The sequence below is a fragment of the Paraburkholderia strydomiana genome, from assembly GCF_031456815.1.
GTDB lineage: Bacteria > Pseudomonadota > Gammaproteobacteria > Burkholderiales > Burkholderiaceae > Paraburkholderia > Paraburkholderia caledonica.
Genome location: NZ_JAVDVL010000014.1, coordinates 153,215 through 171,265, shown reverse-complemented (window position 1 = coordinate 171,265; position 18,051 = coordinate 153,215). Strand labels below are relative to the sequence as shown.

General features: G+C 57.9%; 12 protein-coding genes. 7 read left to right on the top strand and 5 right to left on the bottom strand.

The window, feature by feature from the left end; genetic code table 11:
• Positions 1-245: 245 nt before the first annotated feature.
• From J2W46_RS28910 to J2W46_RS28895, 4 genes are all read left to right on the top strand, one after another.
• Positions 246-710, top strand: a complete 465-nt coding sequence (locus J2W46_RS28910; RefSeq protein ID WP_310358477.1) for a GFA family protein — start codon at positions 246-248, stop codon at positions 708-710.
• 246 nt (positions 711-956) lie between these two features.
• Positions 957-1,571 (top strand): GNAT family N-acetyltransferase, encoded by a 615-nt coding sequence (locus J2W46_RS28905; protein WP_310358475.1) that lies wholly within the window; start codon positions 957-959, stop codon positions 1,569-1,571.
• Positions 1,572-1,837: 266 nt separating this feature from the next.
• Positions 1,838-2,641: a lipid II flippase Amj family protein gene (locus J2W46_RS28900; RefSeq protein ID WP_310358472.1), complete on the top strand. Its 804-nt coding sequence runs from the start codon at positions 1,838-1,840 to the stop codon at positions 2,639-2,641.
• Positions 2,642-2,774: 133 nt separating this feature from the next.
• Positions 2,775-3,662, top strand: coding sequence for a bifunctional GNAT family N-acetyltransferase/NUDIX hydrolase (locus J2W46_RS28895; protein WP_310358469.1), 888 nt, complete (start codon positions 2,775-2,777; stop codon positions 3,660-3,662).
• 114 nt (positions 3,663-3,776) lie between these two features.
• On the opposite strand, the gene J2W46_RS28890 is transcribed toward J2W46_RS28895, so the two are convergent.
• Complete coding sequence (locus J2W46_RS28890; protein ID WP_310358467.1) at positions 3,777-3,917, bottom strand: hypothetical protein; 141 nt, start codon at positions 3,915-3,917, stop codon at positions 3,777-3,779.
• Positions 3,918-3,994: 77 nt separating this feature from the next.
• On the opposite strand from J2W46_RS28890, the gene J2W46_RS28885 reads away from it, so the two are divergent.
• The 3 genes from J2W46_RS28885 to J2W46_RS28875 all read left to right on the top strand — a co-directional run bounded on the left by J2W46_RS28885 (position 3,995) and on the right by J2W46_RS28875 (position 14,127).
• Positions 3,995-5,113: an FUSC family protein gene (locus J2W46_RS28885; RefSeq protein WP_374726883.1), complete on the top strand. Its 1,119-nt coding sequence runs from the start codon at positions 3,995-3,997 to the stop codon at positions 5,111-5,113.
• A 1,774-nt stretch (positions 5,114-6,887) separates the two neighbouring features.
• Positions 6,888-8,474 carry a ShlB/FhaC/HecB family hemolysin secretion/activation protein gene (locus J2W46_RS28880; RefSeq protein WP_310358462.1) on the top strand — a complete coding sequence of 529 codons (1,587 nt, stop codon included), beginning with the start codon at positions 6,888-6,890 and terminating at the stop codon, positions 8,472-8,474.
• A gap of 37 nt (positions 8,475-8,511) precedes the next feature.
• Positions 8,512-14,127, top strand: a complete 5,616-nt coding sequence (locus J2W46_RS28875) for a YDG domain-containing protein (protein WP_310358457.1) — start codon at positions 8,512-8,514, stop codon at positions 14,125-14,127.
• Between the two features lie 588 nt (positions 14,128-14,715).
• Here J2W46_RS28875 and J2W46_RS28870 read toward each other — a convergent pair.
• The 4 genes from J2W46_RS28870 to J2W46_RS28855 all read right to left on the bottom strand — a co-directional run bounded on the left by J2W46_RS28870 (position 14,716) and on the right by J2W46_RS28855 (position 18,024).
• Positions 14,716-15,519 (bottom strand): hypothetical protein, encoded by an 804-nt coding sequence (locus J2W46_RS28870; RefSeq protein WP_310358456.1) that lies wholly within the window; start codon positions 15,517-15,519, stop codon positions 14,716-14,718.
• Positions 15,520-15,522: 3 nt separating this feature from the next.
• The gene (locus J2W46_RS28865) at positions 15,523-16,071 is read right to left on the bottom strand and encodes an ankyrin repeat domain-containing protein (RefSeq protein WP_310358454.1); all 549 of its coding nucleotides are present in this window, start codon (positions 16,069-16,071) and stop codon (positions 15,523-15,525) included.
• Between the two features lie 536 nt (positions 16,072-16,607).
• Positions 16,608-16,994, bottom strand: coding sequence for a response regulator transcription factor (locus tag J2W46_RS28860; protein WP_310358452.1), 387 nt, complete (start codon positions 16,992-16,994; stop codon positions 16,608-16,610).
• An 808-nt stretch (positions 16,995-17,802) separates the two neighbouring features.
• Entirely contained in the window at positions 17,803-18,024 is a 222-nt protein-coding gene (locus J2W46_RS28855; protein WP_310358450.1) for a hypothetical protein, read from the bottom strand.
• Positions 18,025-18,051 lie beyond the last annotated feature (27 nt).

The window sequence follows — 18,051 nt, the reverse complement described above, 5'->3', positions numbered from 1 at the left end:
GATTGGGAGTCAGCGCGCGAATAGCCCATCAGGGTCCTTGCCTCATAGAGGCATAGCTGCAACAGACCGGATATACGTGAGCGATCGATCCTGAGGCTTAAAAGGCGACGTGTTTGCAAACGAGGAGGAGGCCATATACGGTCGTTCGACAATGGTCGGCGGATCGTCGACAATTCTCGCTGGCTCGCGCACGTTCCGAACTAACAAAATTACCGTTTTTAATCTGCGGCATTTAGGAGGCTTGTATGCCGGCACCCTACATCGGTAGCTGCCTCTGCGGTCAGATCAAGTTTGAGCTCCGGCACGAACCACTCACTTTTTATGTTTGTCATTGCACCACCTGTCAGCGAAGAACAGGCGGTGCTGCGCTGCCCGTGATGTGGGTCCGTCGAGCCGATTTGCATGTCCTGGAAGGTGAGCCGATCATGTTGACCTTTGACTTTGGTCATGGGCGGCAGCGGCGTAGCAAGGCATGCGCGCGCTGTGACACGCGGCTTTGGGCCGAGCCCGTTGATCAGCCCGATCTGGCGATACTCAGACCAGGCACATTGCAAAACCAAAGCGAATTTTCTCCGATAGCGCACATATTCACCCGTAGCAAACAGCCATGGTTTCTGATTCCAGATGGCATTCCTAGTTTTGAAGGAAGTGCCGGCGAGCAGGAAGAATTGCTTCGCTTATGGCGCGAACGGAACATCGACGAGCGCTAAGGAACCCGGAATTAACGCCGGACGGGCGGTGCCCAGATCGCTTGTCGCCAAATTAGCGAGCCGATCGCCTGGTTCAGCATGATCCAGTCGTCTTGGGCTCAGTCCGGCCAGGAATGGCCGATCGACGGCAGGCGTTAGATCGCCGACAATCTGAGTCATCGCCGCTGCTTCATCGCAAGCTTGTTTTTGACGTCGTCGAGCAGGCAGCACCTTGCAGCGGATCGTCAATTCACTTCACTCACTGTTATGAACGACACACCTCGGCCGACTCTCGTTGGTAAGACCATTGATCTTCGCGTCCTCGAACTCGAAGACGCGCCCCGGCTCATCAACGCTGCGGCAGACGGCGAGTTATGGAACTTGAAAGTGACCGTCGTGCCGGGGCCGTCGACTATCGACCCATACATCGCTACAGCATTGCGGGGGCTTCACGAAGGTCACGTGATCCCGTTCGTGGTTATCGCTCGTGACAGCGGCCGCATCGTCGGCAGCACACGCTTCTGGAAGATCGACAGGGGTAATAGGAAGCTCGAAATCGGCCACACCTGGCTGAGCAAGTCCGTCCAACGAACGGCGGCAAACACTGAGGCGAAATACCTTCTGTTGAAATATGCGTTCGAAGTAATGCAATGCGTTCGCGTGCAGTTCACAACCGATGAGCTGAACGAGAAATCGAGGGCGGCGATATTGCGCATCGGTGCAAAGCAAGAAGGTATCGTTCGCCATGAGCGGATCATGCCTGACGGCCGCAAGCGGAATTCGGTGCGGTTCAGCATCATTGATACCGAATGGCCTGATGTGAAAGCAACGCTGGAAGCCAAGCTAGCGCGCTCAACAGAAGCGCCGAATACAGTTCTCTAGATTACTGGGCGGGGCGCGCCGTGGTGACCGCGATCGCCATCGATTGATATCCGGCCAGCGTAACCGCTGACCGAGCGAAACTGAGACGTCCTGTCTGAACGGCTGCTTTGGAGATCGGCCACTGTCCCTAACGGGTCGGAGTCAGCCGACCGCGTCAGGCAGGGACCGGCCAATTCCGGTCACACGATCAGTGAGCTAGGATCGCCCACAAACGGGCCGCGGGTACTCCGATAGACTTCGGTTCTTGCCAACCTCGCGGCGACAACATGGACACCCAGCTTTTGGTCATATGCGGGCTTACATTCGTAATCCATGTGATCGCGACACTTGCGTATGCAGTGCGGATTGCTGGTGTTCGCACGCGCCGCATCGCCGTGTCATTTTCTCTATTCGGGATCATCGCCTTGGTTTCCCGAACGGCGAATTCCTTTCAAGGACCATTCATAGCGAAGCGGGTTGAGCTTGATATTGCTCGTCACATGGAGCATGGTCTGCTCGGCGACTTTCGGCTTTTCCTGCTTACCGCCACGGTGGCAAGCACTGCGGGCGCGTTTCTCATTCCTACGTTCCAGCGTTATTTCAGCCGCGCTGTCGATCACTTTCAAGCGAACCGCTCGATCCCTCGTCTGCTACTCCATATCTTTAGCCGCGGGGGCGTCAGCTATATTCGGCTTGGAGCGCGGCTTCCGTCCCGGCGCAACGTCACCCAACTGGCAACTGGCGCGGGCGTTTCCTGGAGGGTTATAGGATTGAACGTAATCGCGATGGCGATCTGGACGGTGGGCGTTTTCGCGTCACTATATGCTGGATTCTTGAAGCCTGACTTGCGAGTTACATGCGCAAACCTGTCATCCGTTATCAATGGCTTCGCGACCGTGGTATTGGCAGTCGTCATCGATCCGCAAGTTTCAGTGATGACGGACGATGTAATCGAAGGTCGGATCTCCGAAAATAGCTTTCGACGGGCCATTACCACTCTCGCGGGCGCACGCGTTCTCGGGACACTATGCGCACAGGCGGTGCTCGTTCCAGCGGCGTTGATCATTGTTCGCATCGCCGAACTCATTTAGCGGCGCGTTTTTTCATTTCGAAGACTCCTTAACGGAGATTTGAGCGATGGCCTCGAAAAGTATCCGCCGGGCAACGGGAGATGACGTACCCGTACTTACACAGATTCGAAACGATGCGCACGCTAGGAAGGTCATGTACGGCGACTATGCGTGGGGGAAGGACGGACACGGGTTTTCGGAAAACTGGGTACGAAACAATGTCTCTCAAGAGGAAGTTTATGTAGTTGAGCTGGAAGGCACTCCAGTCGCAACGTTTTCACTCGTTCTGGATGAGGACAAGCATTGGGGTCCTCAAGAACCGATCGCCGGTTATGTCCATGGCCTTTCTGTCCGGAAAGACTTCAACGGACGTGGACTCGGCAGCTTTATGCTTGATTGGTGCGGTGACAAGATTAGCGCCTTGAATCGGCGTTTTATTCGACTCGACTGCGCCGGCCACAACGCAAAGTTGTGCGCTTATTACGAGTCGCTTGGATTCATCCGTGTAGGGCAGTACGCCGAGCCAGAAGCTGGCGGCTATGTATGGTCACTCTACGAGAAATCGGCGAATCCGTTGCGCAAGCGGCCATCGGCCAGGCTTCCAATAACCACTCCAAAGCGACGCGTGTTGTTGTTCCGTTTCGCCCACAAATCTGGCCCGCTCGCTGGGAAGGCCTATTGGGCAACGCCGGGCGGTGGTGTCGAGCATGGCGAGACGTTTGCAGACGCGGCGATACGCGAGCTTCGCGAAGAAACAGGCATTCGCAAAGCGCGGTTATCACAACCAGTGGGACGACGCGAACTGCTCTTGCAGTTGCCGGACGGCGAGGACGTGTTCGCAGTCGAGCAGTATTTCGTCGTCGATACCGACACGGAATCTATTTCACGCGACAGTTGGACCGCAGACGAGAAGGACGTGATGGCGGATCATCAATGGTGGAGCCGGGAAGAGCTGTCCAGCACCACCGAGACTATCTATCCTGAAGGACTGGTTCAGATGCTCGATAACGCCGGAATTTTCAGCGCTGAACGTCCGCTTTGAAGCAAACCAGACGACCGAAACGGGTCGCGTTGCGTCTGTCCGCTCTTCAAGCTCATCGCCGGAAAGCGGCCAGTGGGATTCGATGCCCGGAAACGGCCGGTCGCCGGTGCGTATTTACGACCCGTTACGGCCTGTCGCCATTCTCTGAAGCGGACCTCCGCTCCAAGGCGGGCCTGCCGCGTCGAGCAGATCGATCGCACCGATTTCCGAATTCGCGCGGATTTTCTGGTTCGCGAGCGTAAACTGCGTTCTCATGATATGGCTGCAAAGATCCATAGGTTGGACGAACGCTGTTCGCAAATCCCCCGAAGAGATCCATCCCTAACGCTTTTATGAACGACCGCCCACGAAGCTGGCCTGATGAAGCCAGAAAATCTCTCCGGGGTATGGTGCAACCCGTCGCCGCACTTGGCCATTGGCTGGACAAGGTCGATCCGGGTACGCATCGTCGGATCAAAGGGCTGCGGCTCGTGACGGCGTACGGAATTGCGGCTGCGCTTGGAACGTTGCAGGACATCGCCAAGAGTGTTCCCAGCAGCGTGTCGCTAAGCTATCTCGCGGGCAGCTTCGCGCTCTGGGCGAGTGTCTCCGAGAGCAAAACGACGCGAACTGAATCCAGTCGTGACCTCATGCTGCTGAGCTTTGCTGCCGCGCTCGGTGCAGTTCTGTTCGTTGTGTTATCCAAGCCGCTGCAACTTATAGGTCGGACAGGGCCGGAACTGGTTCTCGTGACAGGCGCGTTTCTTGTTGGATATCTCAAACGATTTGGTGTCCTGGGCGCGGGCATTGGATCGCAAATTTATATAGGACAATTACTCGCATACGGCGCCCGTTTAGCGACGGACGATCTGTCGGCCATTGGGATCGCCGCGTTGGTTGCGGTTTTGGCGTCAGTCGTACCGCGCATGCTGAGCGGTCCCGCAGAGCGGCCTGCCAACGCTGTGATGCTCGCCGCCGGACCGGAACCGTTGCCCGGGAGATGCTCGCCGGAGTTCATCATGGGACTGCAGGCGACCATCGGCGCGTTGCTTATCTGCCTTCTGAGCGGCCCGATTCATCTCCAGGAGTCTGCCTGGGCGATTACCGCGTGTACGTACGTTGTCGCCGGTTCAGCAACCGGCACGATACAGCGTGTGCGTCGCCGGATTCTCGGTACGCTGGTTGGTGTTCCAATAGGCCTTGCCTGCCTGCCGATTGCTGAGCACGCGCCATTGCTAATTTGGGCTGCAGCCGCGCTCGCGATGGTGATCTATGCGATGGCGTTACCGGAACGCTACGACATCGCCTGCGGAGCGTTCGCCTTCACGCTAATCGTCACGCTTGCAGCAAGTGGGGTTCACTCAATTTCCCTGCTTGCGGCCCGAGCTTGGGAGACGCTCCTGGGTGGATCGCTTGGCTTGGCCGCCGCGATGCTGATTTTCCCACTCCGAACCTCGAGCCCCACTAAATAGGTGGCGGCCTGAACGGCACGCAGTTCCGACCAGATACAGCGGCGAAGCAGCGTTTCGCAGCCTGACTTTGTTGGCAATTTTGCTGGATGCCTCGAGCGGCCGTTCCTAGGCGCCTTGAGGCAACACCGCTGTCATTTTGCTCGCCGCAAACCGGCCATTGCGAAGGCACGGACGAGACCGCAGGAATGCCAGTGGATAGACGCCTCGAGCGGCGACTCTTGGCCGAGCTCGGAAACCCCGCGGCCGGGACGGTGGGTCATGAGACGAGCCAATTACCTTCGGTGTGGCGTGGCGCGTACCGGGCAGTCGCTTCATCACATCTGCGCCTGCAGTTGACAACTTTATTGCGCCCCATCGATTCCGTATGCGGCCAAGCTTTTCAGGCGATGACGCGCCGTACGACCGGAGAGTGACATATTTATTGTCGCAACGGTGACAGAATTAATACGGTCTACGTCACCGTCAGAGACGACTTTGAAATGTCGAAGATAAACGCGTCCCTACGGCGTTCTTCAATTGGAGCTGCCGCGCCGCGATGAAACGCGGCCACGGCGGATCGAGGTTAGGATGACCGTGTTGAAACGGTTGAGGAACTGCTCTCGGTCTGAAAGGTATAGGGGGCAGGCCTGAATGACGCGCAGGCAGCGCCCTACTTTCAGCGTCAATCAACAACCGCGTCAGCGTCAATGAGCATAGACGTCATCAACCTCGCCGCGACATTTATCTCGTTTGTGGCGCGCCTTTAGGATTGCTGTAACCGGTAGAAGCGCTGCCTTCTCGACCGAAAATGTTAAATATAGTCAAACGCACACCTTCCAACGGCTTTCTGTAGACAAAGCAAAAACCTTGTGAGAAAGTTCCGGTCAACAAACTTTCATCTTGTTACATATCCGGTAATTGAATCGATTCGATTAGCGGAGCCGTTGTATCAACGAGAGAAGAAGGGGCGCTTTGCGGGGCGGCACGAAGCCGCTTCTCAGCGAGACGCCGAACGAACGACGTAGCGCACCCGAGAAGAGATTGCCAAACATGAGTAGGGGCTGGATAAGATCATCAGGCTTGCGGCGGGCGAAAACCGACTATCAGCGAATTAGCCGCCTGACGCGCCACCGGGTAATGATCTTAATGGCGTTTCGGTCCAGACCTTCGTAGCGCACCCTCGCGGACAGTGTAATCACGGTAGCCGCCGGACGCTCGATAGCCGCATTTCCCGTCATCGATTGAATTTGCCACGCGCCTTTCCATTTAGGGACGGTGTGCTTTGCTCACGCCAGTCTTCAGGTTTGCCGACACGGTCGCCAAGCGCTATGCCGTAGTGAGCAATGCGCCAGCAATCGGGTAATAGCATTTCACATAATGAGCAATCCTGAAGAAGTGGGTACGTGCACACGCTTGCGGTTGTCAACGGCCATTTTTTTAGCCACAGGAGCGGTATTGGTGTCTGCATACGGACGCGAGTGCCGGCAGTGAAGCCGATCGAATTGTGAGCTGTTTGGTGGTGGACGCCAAATCGATCTCGCTCACAAACCACGGATCGCTCGCGTCCAATGCGGCTTCGAACGACTGATTCAACAGAAGCAGATTTTATGTCTCAACCAACGGCCATAACCCACCTATGACGTTCAGAAGAAAAATTCCTACACCTATTGGTCTGGCGATCCTTATCCTCGCGGCTCCTGCATATGCGCAATCTTTACCGAATGCAGGTTCGATCCTGAACGAGCAGCAAAGCGCCCCACAACCCCGCGCACCGCAAGCTACAACCCCGGAAGAAGTGATCCCGTCCGAAGCCGCACCGGGCGCAGCCGAACCAGAAGCCGGCCCGACCGTGACGCTGAAGTCCGTCACCTTCGACGGTGACAAGAGTGTGGCAGATGCACAAGACTTGCAGTCTGTTACTGCCTCGATGGTCGGCAAGACACTGACCCACGCGGGCTTGCAGAAAATTGCAGACACGATCACCCAATATCTGCGCGGACGAGGCTACGCACTCGCTTACGCCTACCTCGCCCCCCAGGACCTGACGGCGGGCAATCTCGTCATCACGATAGTGGAAGGCCGTCTCGAATCGGGCAAGAATCGCGTAACCATCCACGGCAAAACGCGCAGCAGCAACGAACGTATCGCTGCCATCGCGAACGCAGCCCTTCCGACCGATCGCCCGCTGAAGAAGGAAGACCTTGAACGTGCACTTCTGCTCATTAACGACCGTCCAGGCGTGAGCGCGAAGGCCATCCTGCAGAAGGGCGCGCAACCGGGCACCAGTAAGCTTCTCGTCGAAACGACGCCGACCCCGATCGTCAATGGCCAACTGTTCATCGACAACTATGGCAGCCGAAGCACGGGCATCGAGCGCGGCACGGCGACGTTCTTCGTGAACGATCCGCTTGGTATGGGCGATCAGGTCACGCTCGGTCTGAGCAAGAGCCAAGGCACAGAAGTCGCCAACCTCGGCTACAGCCTGCCGCTGACGCCCACTGGCCTGACCTTGTTGCTGGGCGGCTCGTATCTGCATTATCGCGTCGTTCAGGAGGCTTACTCAGCTCTCGACCTGCGCGGTTCGGCCGTGACTGGTTCGGTCGGTTTGAATTACCCGATCATCCGTACGCGCACGCAGAACCTCAATGCGACCGTGATGTACGACCACAAGTATCTGAAGGACAACGCGCTTGATGTGAGCCTGAGCAAGCGCAAGCTTGACAACGTGACGTTCTCGCTTTCGGGCAACCGTTACGACGGTCTGCTGCAAGGCGGTGTGACGGAAGGCCGGGCCGCAATGACGTTTGGTCACGTCGACCTGTCGGGCAACCCGGTCGATCAACTGGCGGACTCGATGACGGCGCGCACGCAAGGCACGTTCACGAAACTCACTGCGACCTTCAGCCGTCTGCAATCGCTCGACCCGAACTGGAGCGTCTACGGCGGTTGGGCGGGTCAATTGTCGAGCACCAATCTCGACAGTTCGGAAAAGTTCCTGCTCGGTGGTCCTACTGGCGTTCGCGGTTATCCGGTCGGCGAAGGTTCGGGCGACGAAGGCTGGATGGGGACGGTTGAACTGCGCCGTTTCGTGAATATCGGCGTTCCGTCCGTCAAGGTTCAAGCGCTTGGCTTCGTGGATGTCGGCCAGATTCGTTTGCACCACACGGGCTACCCCGGTTCGCAGCTCAACGAAGGCCACACGAACAGGGTGACGTTGACCTCGGCAGGTCTGGGCGTGAACGTGTGGAGCGGTCGTTGGAACGCACACGCGGCTGTTGCACGGACGATCGGCCGCAATGATGGCGCTTCTCTGGCGGGTAACAACGCCGATGGCCTCGATACCAGCTGGCGCGCGTGGCTCCAACTCGGCATGGCGTTCTGACCGAACGGCCTTCTGATCGATTTTAAAAGGACGACAAATGAAAAAAGCATCAATGAATCACGTCTATCGGCTGGTATGGAACACCACGATCGGTGCATTCGTCGCCGTAGCCGAGAACACGAACGCTCGCGGCAAACGCAGCGCATGTAGCGCGGTCCTGCTCGCAGCCCTCGGCGTCGTTGCCGTGGCAGATGCAGCGTATGCAGCCCCGCCGCTTCCGACTGGCGGTCAAATCGTGGCGGGCCAGGGCTCCATCACGCAAAATGGTTCGTCCATGACCATCAACCAGAATTCCGGGAAGATGGTCACGAACTGGAACGGCTTTGACATTGGCCAAGGCAATACCGTCACGTTCGCACAACCGAACAGCGCTGCCGTTTCGCTGAACCGTGTCATCGGTGGTAACGGTGCCAGCCAGATTCTTGGCAACATGAACGCGAATGGTCAAGTATGGCTGATCAACCCCGGCGGCGTGGTCATCGGCAGGGGGGCGACCATCAACGTCGCCGGCCTCGTTGCTTCGAGCGCGAACATCAGCGACAGCGACTTCCTCGCAGGTAAAACGAAGTTCACCGGGGCAATGGGGAACATCGTCAACCAGGGCAAGATCAACAGCCAGGGTGTCGTCGCCCTGATCGGTCAGCAGGTCACGAACCAGGGCACCATTAATGCGAAAGGCGTTGCACTCGCAGCCGGGCAGGATGTCAATCTGGACTTCAACGGGGACGGCCTGATCAGCGTTCAGGTCACGAAGGGCGCGCTCGACGCATTGGTGAGCAACGAAGGTCAGATTTCGGCTGACGGCTCCACCGTCTTCCTGACGGCGCGTGCTGCTGACGCGGCTATTAGCAGCGTGGTCAACAACACGGGCGTGATCGAAGCGCGTTCCCTGCAATCGAAGAACGGCCGTATCGTTCTGGACAACGACGCAGCAAACGGCAATACGACCGTCTCGGGAACGCTGAACGCCTCATCGGCTGACGGCGTGGGCGGTAACGTCGTGATCGAAGGCAAGACCATCGCGATCGACAATGCGGCGATCAAGGCGGATGGTGAATTGGGTGGCGGTACGATCAGGATCGGCGGTGGTCTTCATGGTGAGGACGCTACTGTCAGCAATGCGACCGCGGTCGCGACAGGCAGGAACGTTGTTCTGTCGGCGGATGCGACGCAAAAGGGCAATGGCGGTACGATCGCCGTCTGGTCGGACGGCACCAATGCATTCTCGGGCGAGATCTTCATCCGTGGCGGCAAGGACGGTGGTGACGGTGGTTTCGCCGAAGTCTCGGGTCTCGGTAGCCTGAGTTATAGAGGCTATACCAATGGCTTGTCCGCGCACGGTTTGACTGGAACCCTGCTTCTCGACCCGACGCGCATTGATGTTTATGGCGGCTCCGATCCCAATGGCGGCACTAGCGTCACCGGTGCTGCCGTTTATGAAAAGTCGCTCGAAGCCCAGGATGTGTCGGTGGTGTTGTCGGTAAACGCCAAGGGTAGCTCCACGATCACGAATGGTATTAGCGATGGCGCAGGTGCAGGCGTTATCGAGTTTCACGACCTGAATGGTAATGGTGGTGACGGCAAGATCACGATGAAGCCCAATGTTAGCTTCACGGCTCAAGCTGATGGCGGGGTTAATCCCTCGAACGCGTCCAATGGACTGGATACGTCGAATAGAATTCTATTCGATAATCCGCACAACACCCTTGAGGTTTCGGGAACCGGTCACATCCTCATTGAAGCAGGTGCGCTCGGCGGTGGTGCCATCGGTAATGGGGGAAATGATCCGAATACCAATCGGGGCGTATTCAATCTGATCGCCCACGGTGGCCTGGACGCAAATGGCAAATCGACATCCACGAGCGCTTACGGCAGCACCGATTGGGCGGGCGTGAATACGGCTACGCCGGGAGCAGGAACGATCACGCTTCTGGGCGCAGACGGTCTCGCCATTTCTGGAGACCTGACGACGTATTGCGGCTACGTTTACCTCCATGCTGATTCGGATCACGCAGGTGGCGGCAATCTGGTGGTAAGCAGCAAGATCAAGACCAACGGCGGCGATTTTAACTACGCCTGGGGTTTCAACTCGGGCCAAACCGCAACATTCACCTTTGGAAGTGCCGTCGATCTGGTCTGTACCGATGGTAGTTGCTCCCGTCAAGCGGGCACCTTCCGGGCTGTCCCGGATGCAGGCGGTCCGGGTGGAACGAAACCCGCAAACAAGACGATTCTCGGCGGTGACCTTAACGTAGGCGGTAACGTCAATACCTCCGGTTGGGAGATTCACGGCGGCGCGACGATCAAGACGGACAAGGACAGCACCGTCACGCTCGGCTCGGGTACGACGCTCGACCCGTCCGTTCTGGACAGGACCGGCGCGGCAACGACCACCACGGGTCTCGTCGGTCTGGAAGGTGGCACGATCGCAATCAGCCACACGGGCGTGACGGGCCTGCCGACGACCGGTCTGCAACTGAAGTCGGCCGACAAGGGCACGAACATCTTCGTCAGCAACGACCAGGGTGTGGTCCTCGGTAACGGCACGGTCAACCGCGACGGTTCGGTTACCGGCAACACGACTTCCAGCACCTTCCTAAGCGCAAGCGACCTCGCTTATCTGCAACAGCAAGGCACGCCTTCGCTTGCGATCGGCAGCACTGATCACCTCGGTACAATCGAAGTCGGTCACATAGACGGTACGTCCTCGCCCTTCACCTTTAACGCATCCGGTCAGGTTGGCCTGATCGGTGGCACGGCTGTCGTGAATGGCGCGGTCACGAACAACAACGGTTCCGTGCTCATCCAGGCAGCGGATTCCGTTGACCACAACACGGCCAATGTCGGCAGCGATGCAAACGCAGACCAAACGGCAACGAGCACGGGCCGTGGCAACGTCGTGATCACGAAGAATGGCACGGTCACAGCCGAAACGAACGCCATCCTCGCAGCAGCAACGGCAGACCACAAGGCCACCGACGTGCAAGAGTCGCAAGGCGGCAACTTCGTGAACGACCGTGGCTCGGATGCGATGACGGTAGGGACGGGCGGTCGTTGGCTCGTCTACTCCACGACGCCGGACAAAGATGTCGGCCGCGCCCTGAACGTCGATTTCAAGGTCTATGAAGCGACGTATAAGGAATCGGACGGCACGTACAAGAACGTCAACGGAAACTGGGTCGGCAGCGACGTTGCATCGCTTGACGACCGTGGTCAACCGGACCTGAATGGTGTCATAACCGATCCGGTGGGCAATCGTGCGGACCTCGTTCAAATCCTGAACGGCGACCAGGCGGGCAAGAACGGTTACCTGTACTCGCGTTCTGCGGTCCTGACCGGTACGCTCGTCGGCAACGTCACGAAGACGTATGACGGCACGACGGCCACGCAAACGAACACGACCGTTGTCACGGATGCAAACGGTACGCAAACTGGCAACACGGTTACGCTCGGTAACGTCGCGGTCTCGGGTCTCGTCGGTATTGACGGCGACAAGGTTCCGCTCGCGATCCTGAATGACGCGAACCTGGCGAACGCGCAATTCAGCGACAAGAACGCAGGTACGGGCAAGACCGTTACGCTGTCGGGTGTAAAGCTGGGCGTCGCGCAGAACCAGGGCAGCACGAACCCGGACGGCTCGAAGGTCGTGCAGGTCTACGGCTATCGTCTCGCGGAAGACACGCTTTCAGGCGACATCGGCACGATCACGCCGAAGGCTCTCACGAGCGTTACGACCGTGGACGGCAAGGTCTACGACGGCAACACGGCAACCACGGCTCACACGACCGTAACCGGCGTTATTGCCGGCGACAGCGTGAGCACGGCTGCAAGCGGCCAGTTTGCCGACAAGAATGCGGGCGTCGGCAAGGATGTGACGGTCACTACGTCGCTGACGGGTAACGACGCGGGCAACTATGTACTGGCCTCGGGATCGCAGGCCGCAACGCTGCACATGACGGCCGATATCAGCAAGCGCGCGATCACCGGAACGGCTGCTGCACAGGACAAGGTTTACGACGGCACGAACCATGCGGATCTGACGAACGTCGCACTCGACACGGCTGGCATTGTTGCTGGCGATAACCTGTCCATCTCGGGCAACACCGGTTCGTTCTCTGACAAGAATGCCGGTACGGGCAAGTCTGTTGTCGGTTCGGGTCTGTCGCTGGCTGGTGCGGATGCACAGAACTATGATCTGACGACGACGGTCACGGGTGCTTCGATCACGCCAAAAACCATCACGGCAAGCGCTACGGCCGATAACAAGGTCTACGATGCGACGACCACAGCCACGATCGGTTCGATCACGCTGAACGGCACCATTAACGGCGACAACATCGGTTCGACTGCGACGGGCGCTACGTTTGAAGACAAAAACGCAGGTACGGGGAAGGCTGTCCACGCAACGGGCCTCGGGCTGACGGGTAACGACGCCAACAACTACGTTCTCGCGAACGACACGGTTGCGCAGGCCAACATCGATCGGAAGGTCATCACGGCTACCGCGAACGCAAAGGACAAGACCTATGACGGCAACGTCACGGCTGACCTGAGTAACGTAAAGCTGACTGGTGTCATCGGCAAAGATGTTGTTGCCGCGGGCGGCACGACCGGCAAGTTTGACACGAAGAACGTGGGGAAGTCCAAGTCCGTCAACGGCGAAGGTCTCTCGCTCGTGGGTGACGACTCGGGCAACTACGTTCTGGACACGAAGCATGAAGTCGCTACGGCGGCCATCACACCGAAGTCAATCACGTTGACGGCTACCGCATCCGATAAGGTCTACGACGGCAATACGGTCGCAGAACTGAAGAATGCGCACGCGAACGATGTGGTGGCAGGCGATGATCTGCGTGTGGACGGGACGGTCGGTACGTTCGCAGACAGGAACGTAGGCAAGGGCAAGTCGGTCGATGGCAGTGGCCTGACGCTCGCAGGAGAAGACGCGCAGAACTACGTCTTCGACAACACGGCTGAAGTCGGTAAGGCTGCGATCACGCCGGGGTCCACCTACAACCCGTCTGCGCTCGTTGCTGACGCCACGGGTGCGAACGGTACGGCGCAAGCCACGAATAACGCAGGCAAGGTCGTCAGCGACGGCGCAATCGCGAAGACGGAAGCTCCGTCGCTCGTCGCTGGTCTGCCGGTGACCCTCGCTCAACGTGGTGATGCAGTCGATATCGCTGACGGTGCGCTCTCGACTTCTGTCCTGAGTATGGACGGCAAGGCGAGCCTGGGCCTGAATGACGCACTTGAAGAACGCCCACAACGTAACACGCTCGTCGTGTTCCGCTCGGATCGTCCGGAAGCACTGGACAACCGTGGCACATTCCACGTTGTCGATCGCGGTAATGCCATTGAACTGGAAGGTACGCCGAGCCTGATCAACAAGACGCCGGATCTGAAGGGCACGGGCAGCGACTGGAAGAACGGCACGGTTGTCCGTGCGGACGGCGCGGTGACGGAATACCGCGTTCGGATGCTCAACGACGGTACGCTGGTCGTCATTGTGCCCAACGGCGTCAACGATAGCGACGAAATCGCTGCGAGCTACGGTCTGGCCGTCGCGAAGAAGCAACTCGGTATCGGCGTCAAGGCAGTGAAGGCCGTCGTTATCGAAGCGCGCAACGGTAGCGACGCGAACAACGCCTGACGCTGTCACCGCTGAAACTCGGCGGTCTCCGGAAGCCCGGCGAGACATCGCCGGGTTTTTTTTGTTCGAATTAAGCACCGGTTGATCATGCGTAGCACGAGGAATGTTGGCACTCGACCGTGCCCGCAGGGGCAACGGATCTAGCGATTGAATTGGCGACATTGCTTCGCTAGCTAGCGAAGTAAAGTCGTCACTTCGCGTTATTGCGAATTAAGATTGTCAACTCACGTTCGTCCTGAACCACGAAATCGTCACGCAGGTGGTGCAAATGATCGACGCTTTGCGAAGCTTCGAACCACTCAGGCTGCCGCGTCCCCGCGGCGCGCACCGTTACGAAGTCTTCAGTCCGAAACTGGGGCGACGTCTGACTTGATACAGGCCCAGCGCTTTCGAAGTATGGCTAATGTTCGCGCCGGGAAGGTCAACTAGCGGGCGAATTCTGTCGCTCGTATCGCACCTTCCTGAAAGCTGAGCGCCTCGGTTCTTCCCGATCAGGTTATTTTGAGGCCGGCGCTGGGCGCGTTGAACGCATAGAATGGCGAGATTGTTCAACAGTCCCCATCGGCCGGATTCACCGTAACCTGCCGCTCAGGATTCTCGCAACCTCGCCGCCCGACACGACCGACGGGCGCGCTCGCGTTCTCTTACCCAGGTGCGTGCGGGCCAGCAGACAATCACAATCGCGGGAGTGAGGACACTCAGAAGGATCGACAAGTCTGTCGAGAACTGGTCGTTGTTCTCCAGCAGTACCCGGGTAGCGGGATACGCCAGCAGATAAACGGAAAATAGAGTAACAAAAAAACATTTAACCGACAGGCGATTCGCGCCTGATACCCGATACAGGTCGATAATCGTGCGATAAAAAAAGTCCCAAAATGCGATTGACAACAGGACGCACCCGACGGTGAAGACGAGCCATGGAGACACGCCCCACGCGAACTCTATATGCCCGACATCACCATGTTTCGTAATGGACCGGAGGACGACGTAACTTATTAGCTCAGACAGGTTGGTGATGTTGACCCAAAGGAGGAAATAGAAGAGCAAAGGTCTATGCTCCGTTTCCTTCCAACGAATGAGGCGCCAGGATACCAGGTAGAGCAATGACGTGGCGATAAACGGCCCAGCAAAAGCGATCATTCCTATCGCAAATCTGTTGCCAAGGAGGTAGATCAGGAAATAATTAACATGTTCATCGATGCCGTCAACGAATAGCACATTCTTCCAGTCAAAGCTGCCGTAATCGATATCGAACGCGTTTAGCTTGTACCCAAGTAGCCACGCTGTTATCGAATGGGCGTACTCGTGCGGAAAGACGGAGATCCACAGTGAAAAAAGATAGAAAACAGGCGTGAGGACGACAAAAACAACGGGACGTCTTGATTTACGCATCTATCAGTTCCTATTGCAGTTCAGTCGGGCAAGGCTTTTGTTCCTGCCTATGACACGCGAAGTTTCCTGTCTGCCGCGCCATTGGTCCGCTGTCTGGCGCGCGGTCAGGGAATGTCTGTCCCTCATGCATGGGTCTGCGCCATACGACAATAGCAGTTCAGCTGTCTGCCAGTTGTCCGATGCCACGGCGGCCATGAGCGGCGTAATGCCATCTCTTGTAGCCTGATTCACCGCGGCGCCGTGCTGTTGCAAAGTCTGAGCAATCGCGAGGTCGCCTACCGTTGCAGCGATAATCATGGGCGTGATCCCGCTGACATTGGTCGTGTTTGCGTCTGCCCCGCGAATCAGCAAGTACTGCACTACCTCCGGGTGCTCATTGATGACTGCGTAAGACAGAGCGTCCAGACCTGTATCGTCCTTTGCGCCAATATCGGCACCTTCATTCAACTGGTGCTGAACCCCGGGCAGGTCACCGTGTTCTGCCGCTAGAGAAAGCGGGGGCCTCTCCGGTGCCTTCGTGCACGCGAAGAACAGGAAAAGAACAGGCAGCATGGAAAAGACACCGCGTTTTGAGCGTGTAGTCTTCTTATACGTAAGCATTATCACAATTTTCTCCGCCGGGCACCGCAAACTGGCCGCTCAGGCTTCTTGAGGCGCTGCGCAACCGCGCGAGATGCCGGCATGGCCTCTGGCCCCTAGCATTCCAACTATTCGTCTGTCCGAATATTTACCGCCATCTCCCCAATCTCGCCGATGTTCTCATGCACATTGCCTTCGATCGTGTGCTACCTCTCGCGAAATCGCCTCGCGACCGGCCCGAGATGGCAGTCGCCGAGCTGCCACTACGTCAGATTAGGATCCCACACACGAGGCCAAGTTCGGACTTCCTGTCATGGTGATCGTCCATTCCGCCCGCCACCTGGACGCCGAACTGATCGGCTGCGGCGAAGCCGGAGAAACCCGGTAGAAGAGTTGCGCACGCAATGTTGAGAGCCAGACCGCGGCCAGCATTCTTTCTCTTGCGTATCTTCGCAAAGAGGAGCGGTTCGAGGTTTGAACGGACCTTCAACGACTACCGGTGAACCGCGTTATGGAAGTCTGTCGAGCCCGACCGTTATTTGTAAGGCCCTGATCAAAGCCGCGCCGTCCAACGGTTTTGTCAGAAAACCTGCGGCACCTTGCGCGAGCGCCTTCTCCCGAACGGCCGGTTCGTCGTTGCCAGTAATGAAGATGATCGGCACGCCGGTCCGGATCATGCGACGCTGCAGCTCCAACCCGTCTATCCCTGGCATCTGGAAGTCCGTGATCACACAGACAGGGACGGACGAAGTCGCCGACGACAGCGCGTCCAGCAATGATTCGCCACTGGAAAAAATTTCTGCCTCTACCCCGGCGGAGCGCAGCAAACGCTTGAGGGCGCGCCGAACTGATTCGTCATCATCGACCACCGCGACAGTTTTATTGAGGTTGATCATTTAACGCCGTGCCGCGCCACTGAGCCAGTTCTAGCTACAGCTTAACCGGGAATATGTCGCTCCGCCATGGGACTTTCACCCACCAGATCGGCCGCAGCGACGCCGATGTCCGCGCCAGCTCGTCGCATTGTGTCGGCTCAACTGCGGCGGTCGCTACCAACTGAGTGCGCTGCTACGACGCGTACGGCAAGCAGAGGGGCTTGAGCGACTTTCCTCCGCTCTCGTAGAACTGAATCGCAATCAGCAGATCCGTGAGCGGCGCGCACTCGACGGCATCGTTGCGGGCGGACTCGAAAGCGCAATCGCGAAGTGCTCAAACACCTGAGCCAGCGTTCCGAGCAACAACTGCGGTCAGCACCAGCACAGGACCGAGATGCTGCGCGCGGCCTCCGTTCTCAACGGAGGCACGACATGCTGACGGACTGCCAGCGTCAGTGCAGGGCGCGTGTCCGCGTGTTTGGTTCTCGTTACAAAGCCGGCTTTTACCAGCTGCCGAAGTCGTTGTTTTGCACCGCTTCATCGTCAGGTCGAGATGCGGGTGAGATAGCGCTGAGAATGCTTCCGCATTTATCGCACTGAGCTTTGATGTCCCTGTATTGGGCCCTGTCGCCGGGCCTTCCGCCGAAGAAGAGCGGGGTCATGGCACCGTTCGCGCATATTTTGCATGTCACAAGCACGTCCTGCATACTCCCGGAGTCATTGGCGACACACATTATGCCCCGGTCGTCACCGATGCGCGCCGGAGCCGGTCGTACTTGTTCCCGCTGGGCTTGGGCTTGCGCGGGACGAAATAAGCCGAACACAAACGTCAAAGGTTGCTCTGGCCCAGCTCGTCCGGGTCGCCACCCATCGCTCTGTACACGTCGCGCATAAACTCGGCACCGACGACGTCCCACTCTGGGGAGCCAAACGGAACGTCCTCGGGATTTTTCTTTCCCCGCGCGCGGCGCATGATACGGACGGTTGAAGTGAGCGCCACCATTTCCTCGAAGAGGGGATGACTGGGTCCAATGCGGCGACGTTTATCCATGGTTGATTTTTGTTGGGGGACCCATAC

Excerpts from the sequence above, each read along its gene's own strand:
- J2W46_RS28910 (WP_310358477.1), top strand. The coding sequence starts at position 246 with ATGCCGGCACCCTACATCGGTAGCTGCCTCTGCGGTCAGATCAAGTTT.
- J2W46_RS28905 (WP_310358475.1), top strand. The coding sequence starts at position 957 with ATGAACGACACACCTCGGCCGACTCTCGTTGGTAAGACCATTGATCTT.
- J2W46_RS28900 (WP_310358472.1), top strand. The coding sequence starts at position 1,838 with ATGGACACCCAGCTTTTGGTCATATGCGGGCTTACATTCGTAATCCAT.
- J2W46_RS28895 (WP_310358469.1), top strand. The coding sequence starts at position 2,775 with ATGTACGGCGACTATGCGTGGGGGAAGGACGGACACGGGTTTTCGGAA.
- J2W46_RS28890 (WP_310358467.1), bottom strand. The coding sequence starts at position 3,917 with ATGAGAACGCAGTTTACGCTCGCGAACCAGAAAATCCGCGCGAATTCG.
- J2W46_RS28885 (WP_374726883.1), top strand. The coding sequence starts at position 3,995 with ATGAACGACCGCCCACGAAGCTGGCCTGATGAAGCCAGAAAATCTCTC.
- J2W46_RS28875 (WP_310358457.1), top strand. The coding sequence starts at position 8,512 with ATGAAAAAAGCATCAATGAATCACGTCTATCGGCTGGTATGGAACACC.
- J2W46_RS28870 (WP_310358456.1), bottom strand. The coding sequence starts at position 15,519 with ATGCGTAAATCAAGACGTCCCGTTGTTTTTGTCGTCCTCACGCCTGTT.
- J2W46_RS28865 (WP_310358454.1), bottom strand. The coding sequence starts at position 16,071 with ATGCTGCCTGTTCTTTTCCTGTTCTTCGCGTGCACGAAGGCACCGGAG.
- J2W46_RS28860 (WP_310358452.1), bottom strand. The coding sequence starts at position 16,994 with ATGATCAACCTCAATAAAACTGTCGCGGTGGTCGATGATGACGAATCA.
- J2W46_RS28855 (WP_310358450.1), bottom strand. The coding sequence starts at position 18,024 with ATGGATAAACGTCGCCGCATTGGACCCAGTCATCCCCTCTTCGAGGAA.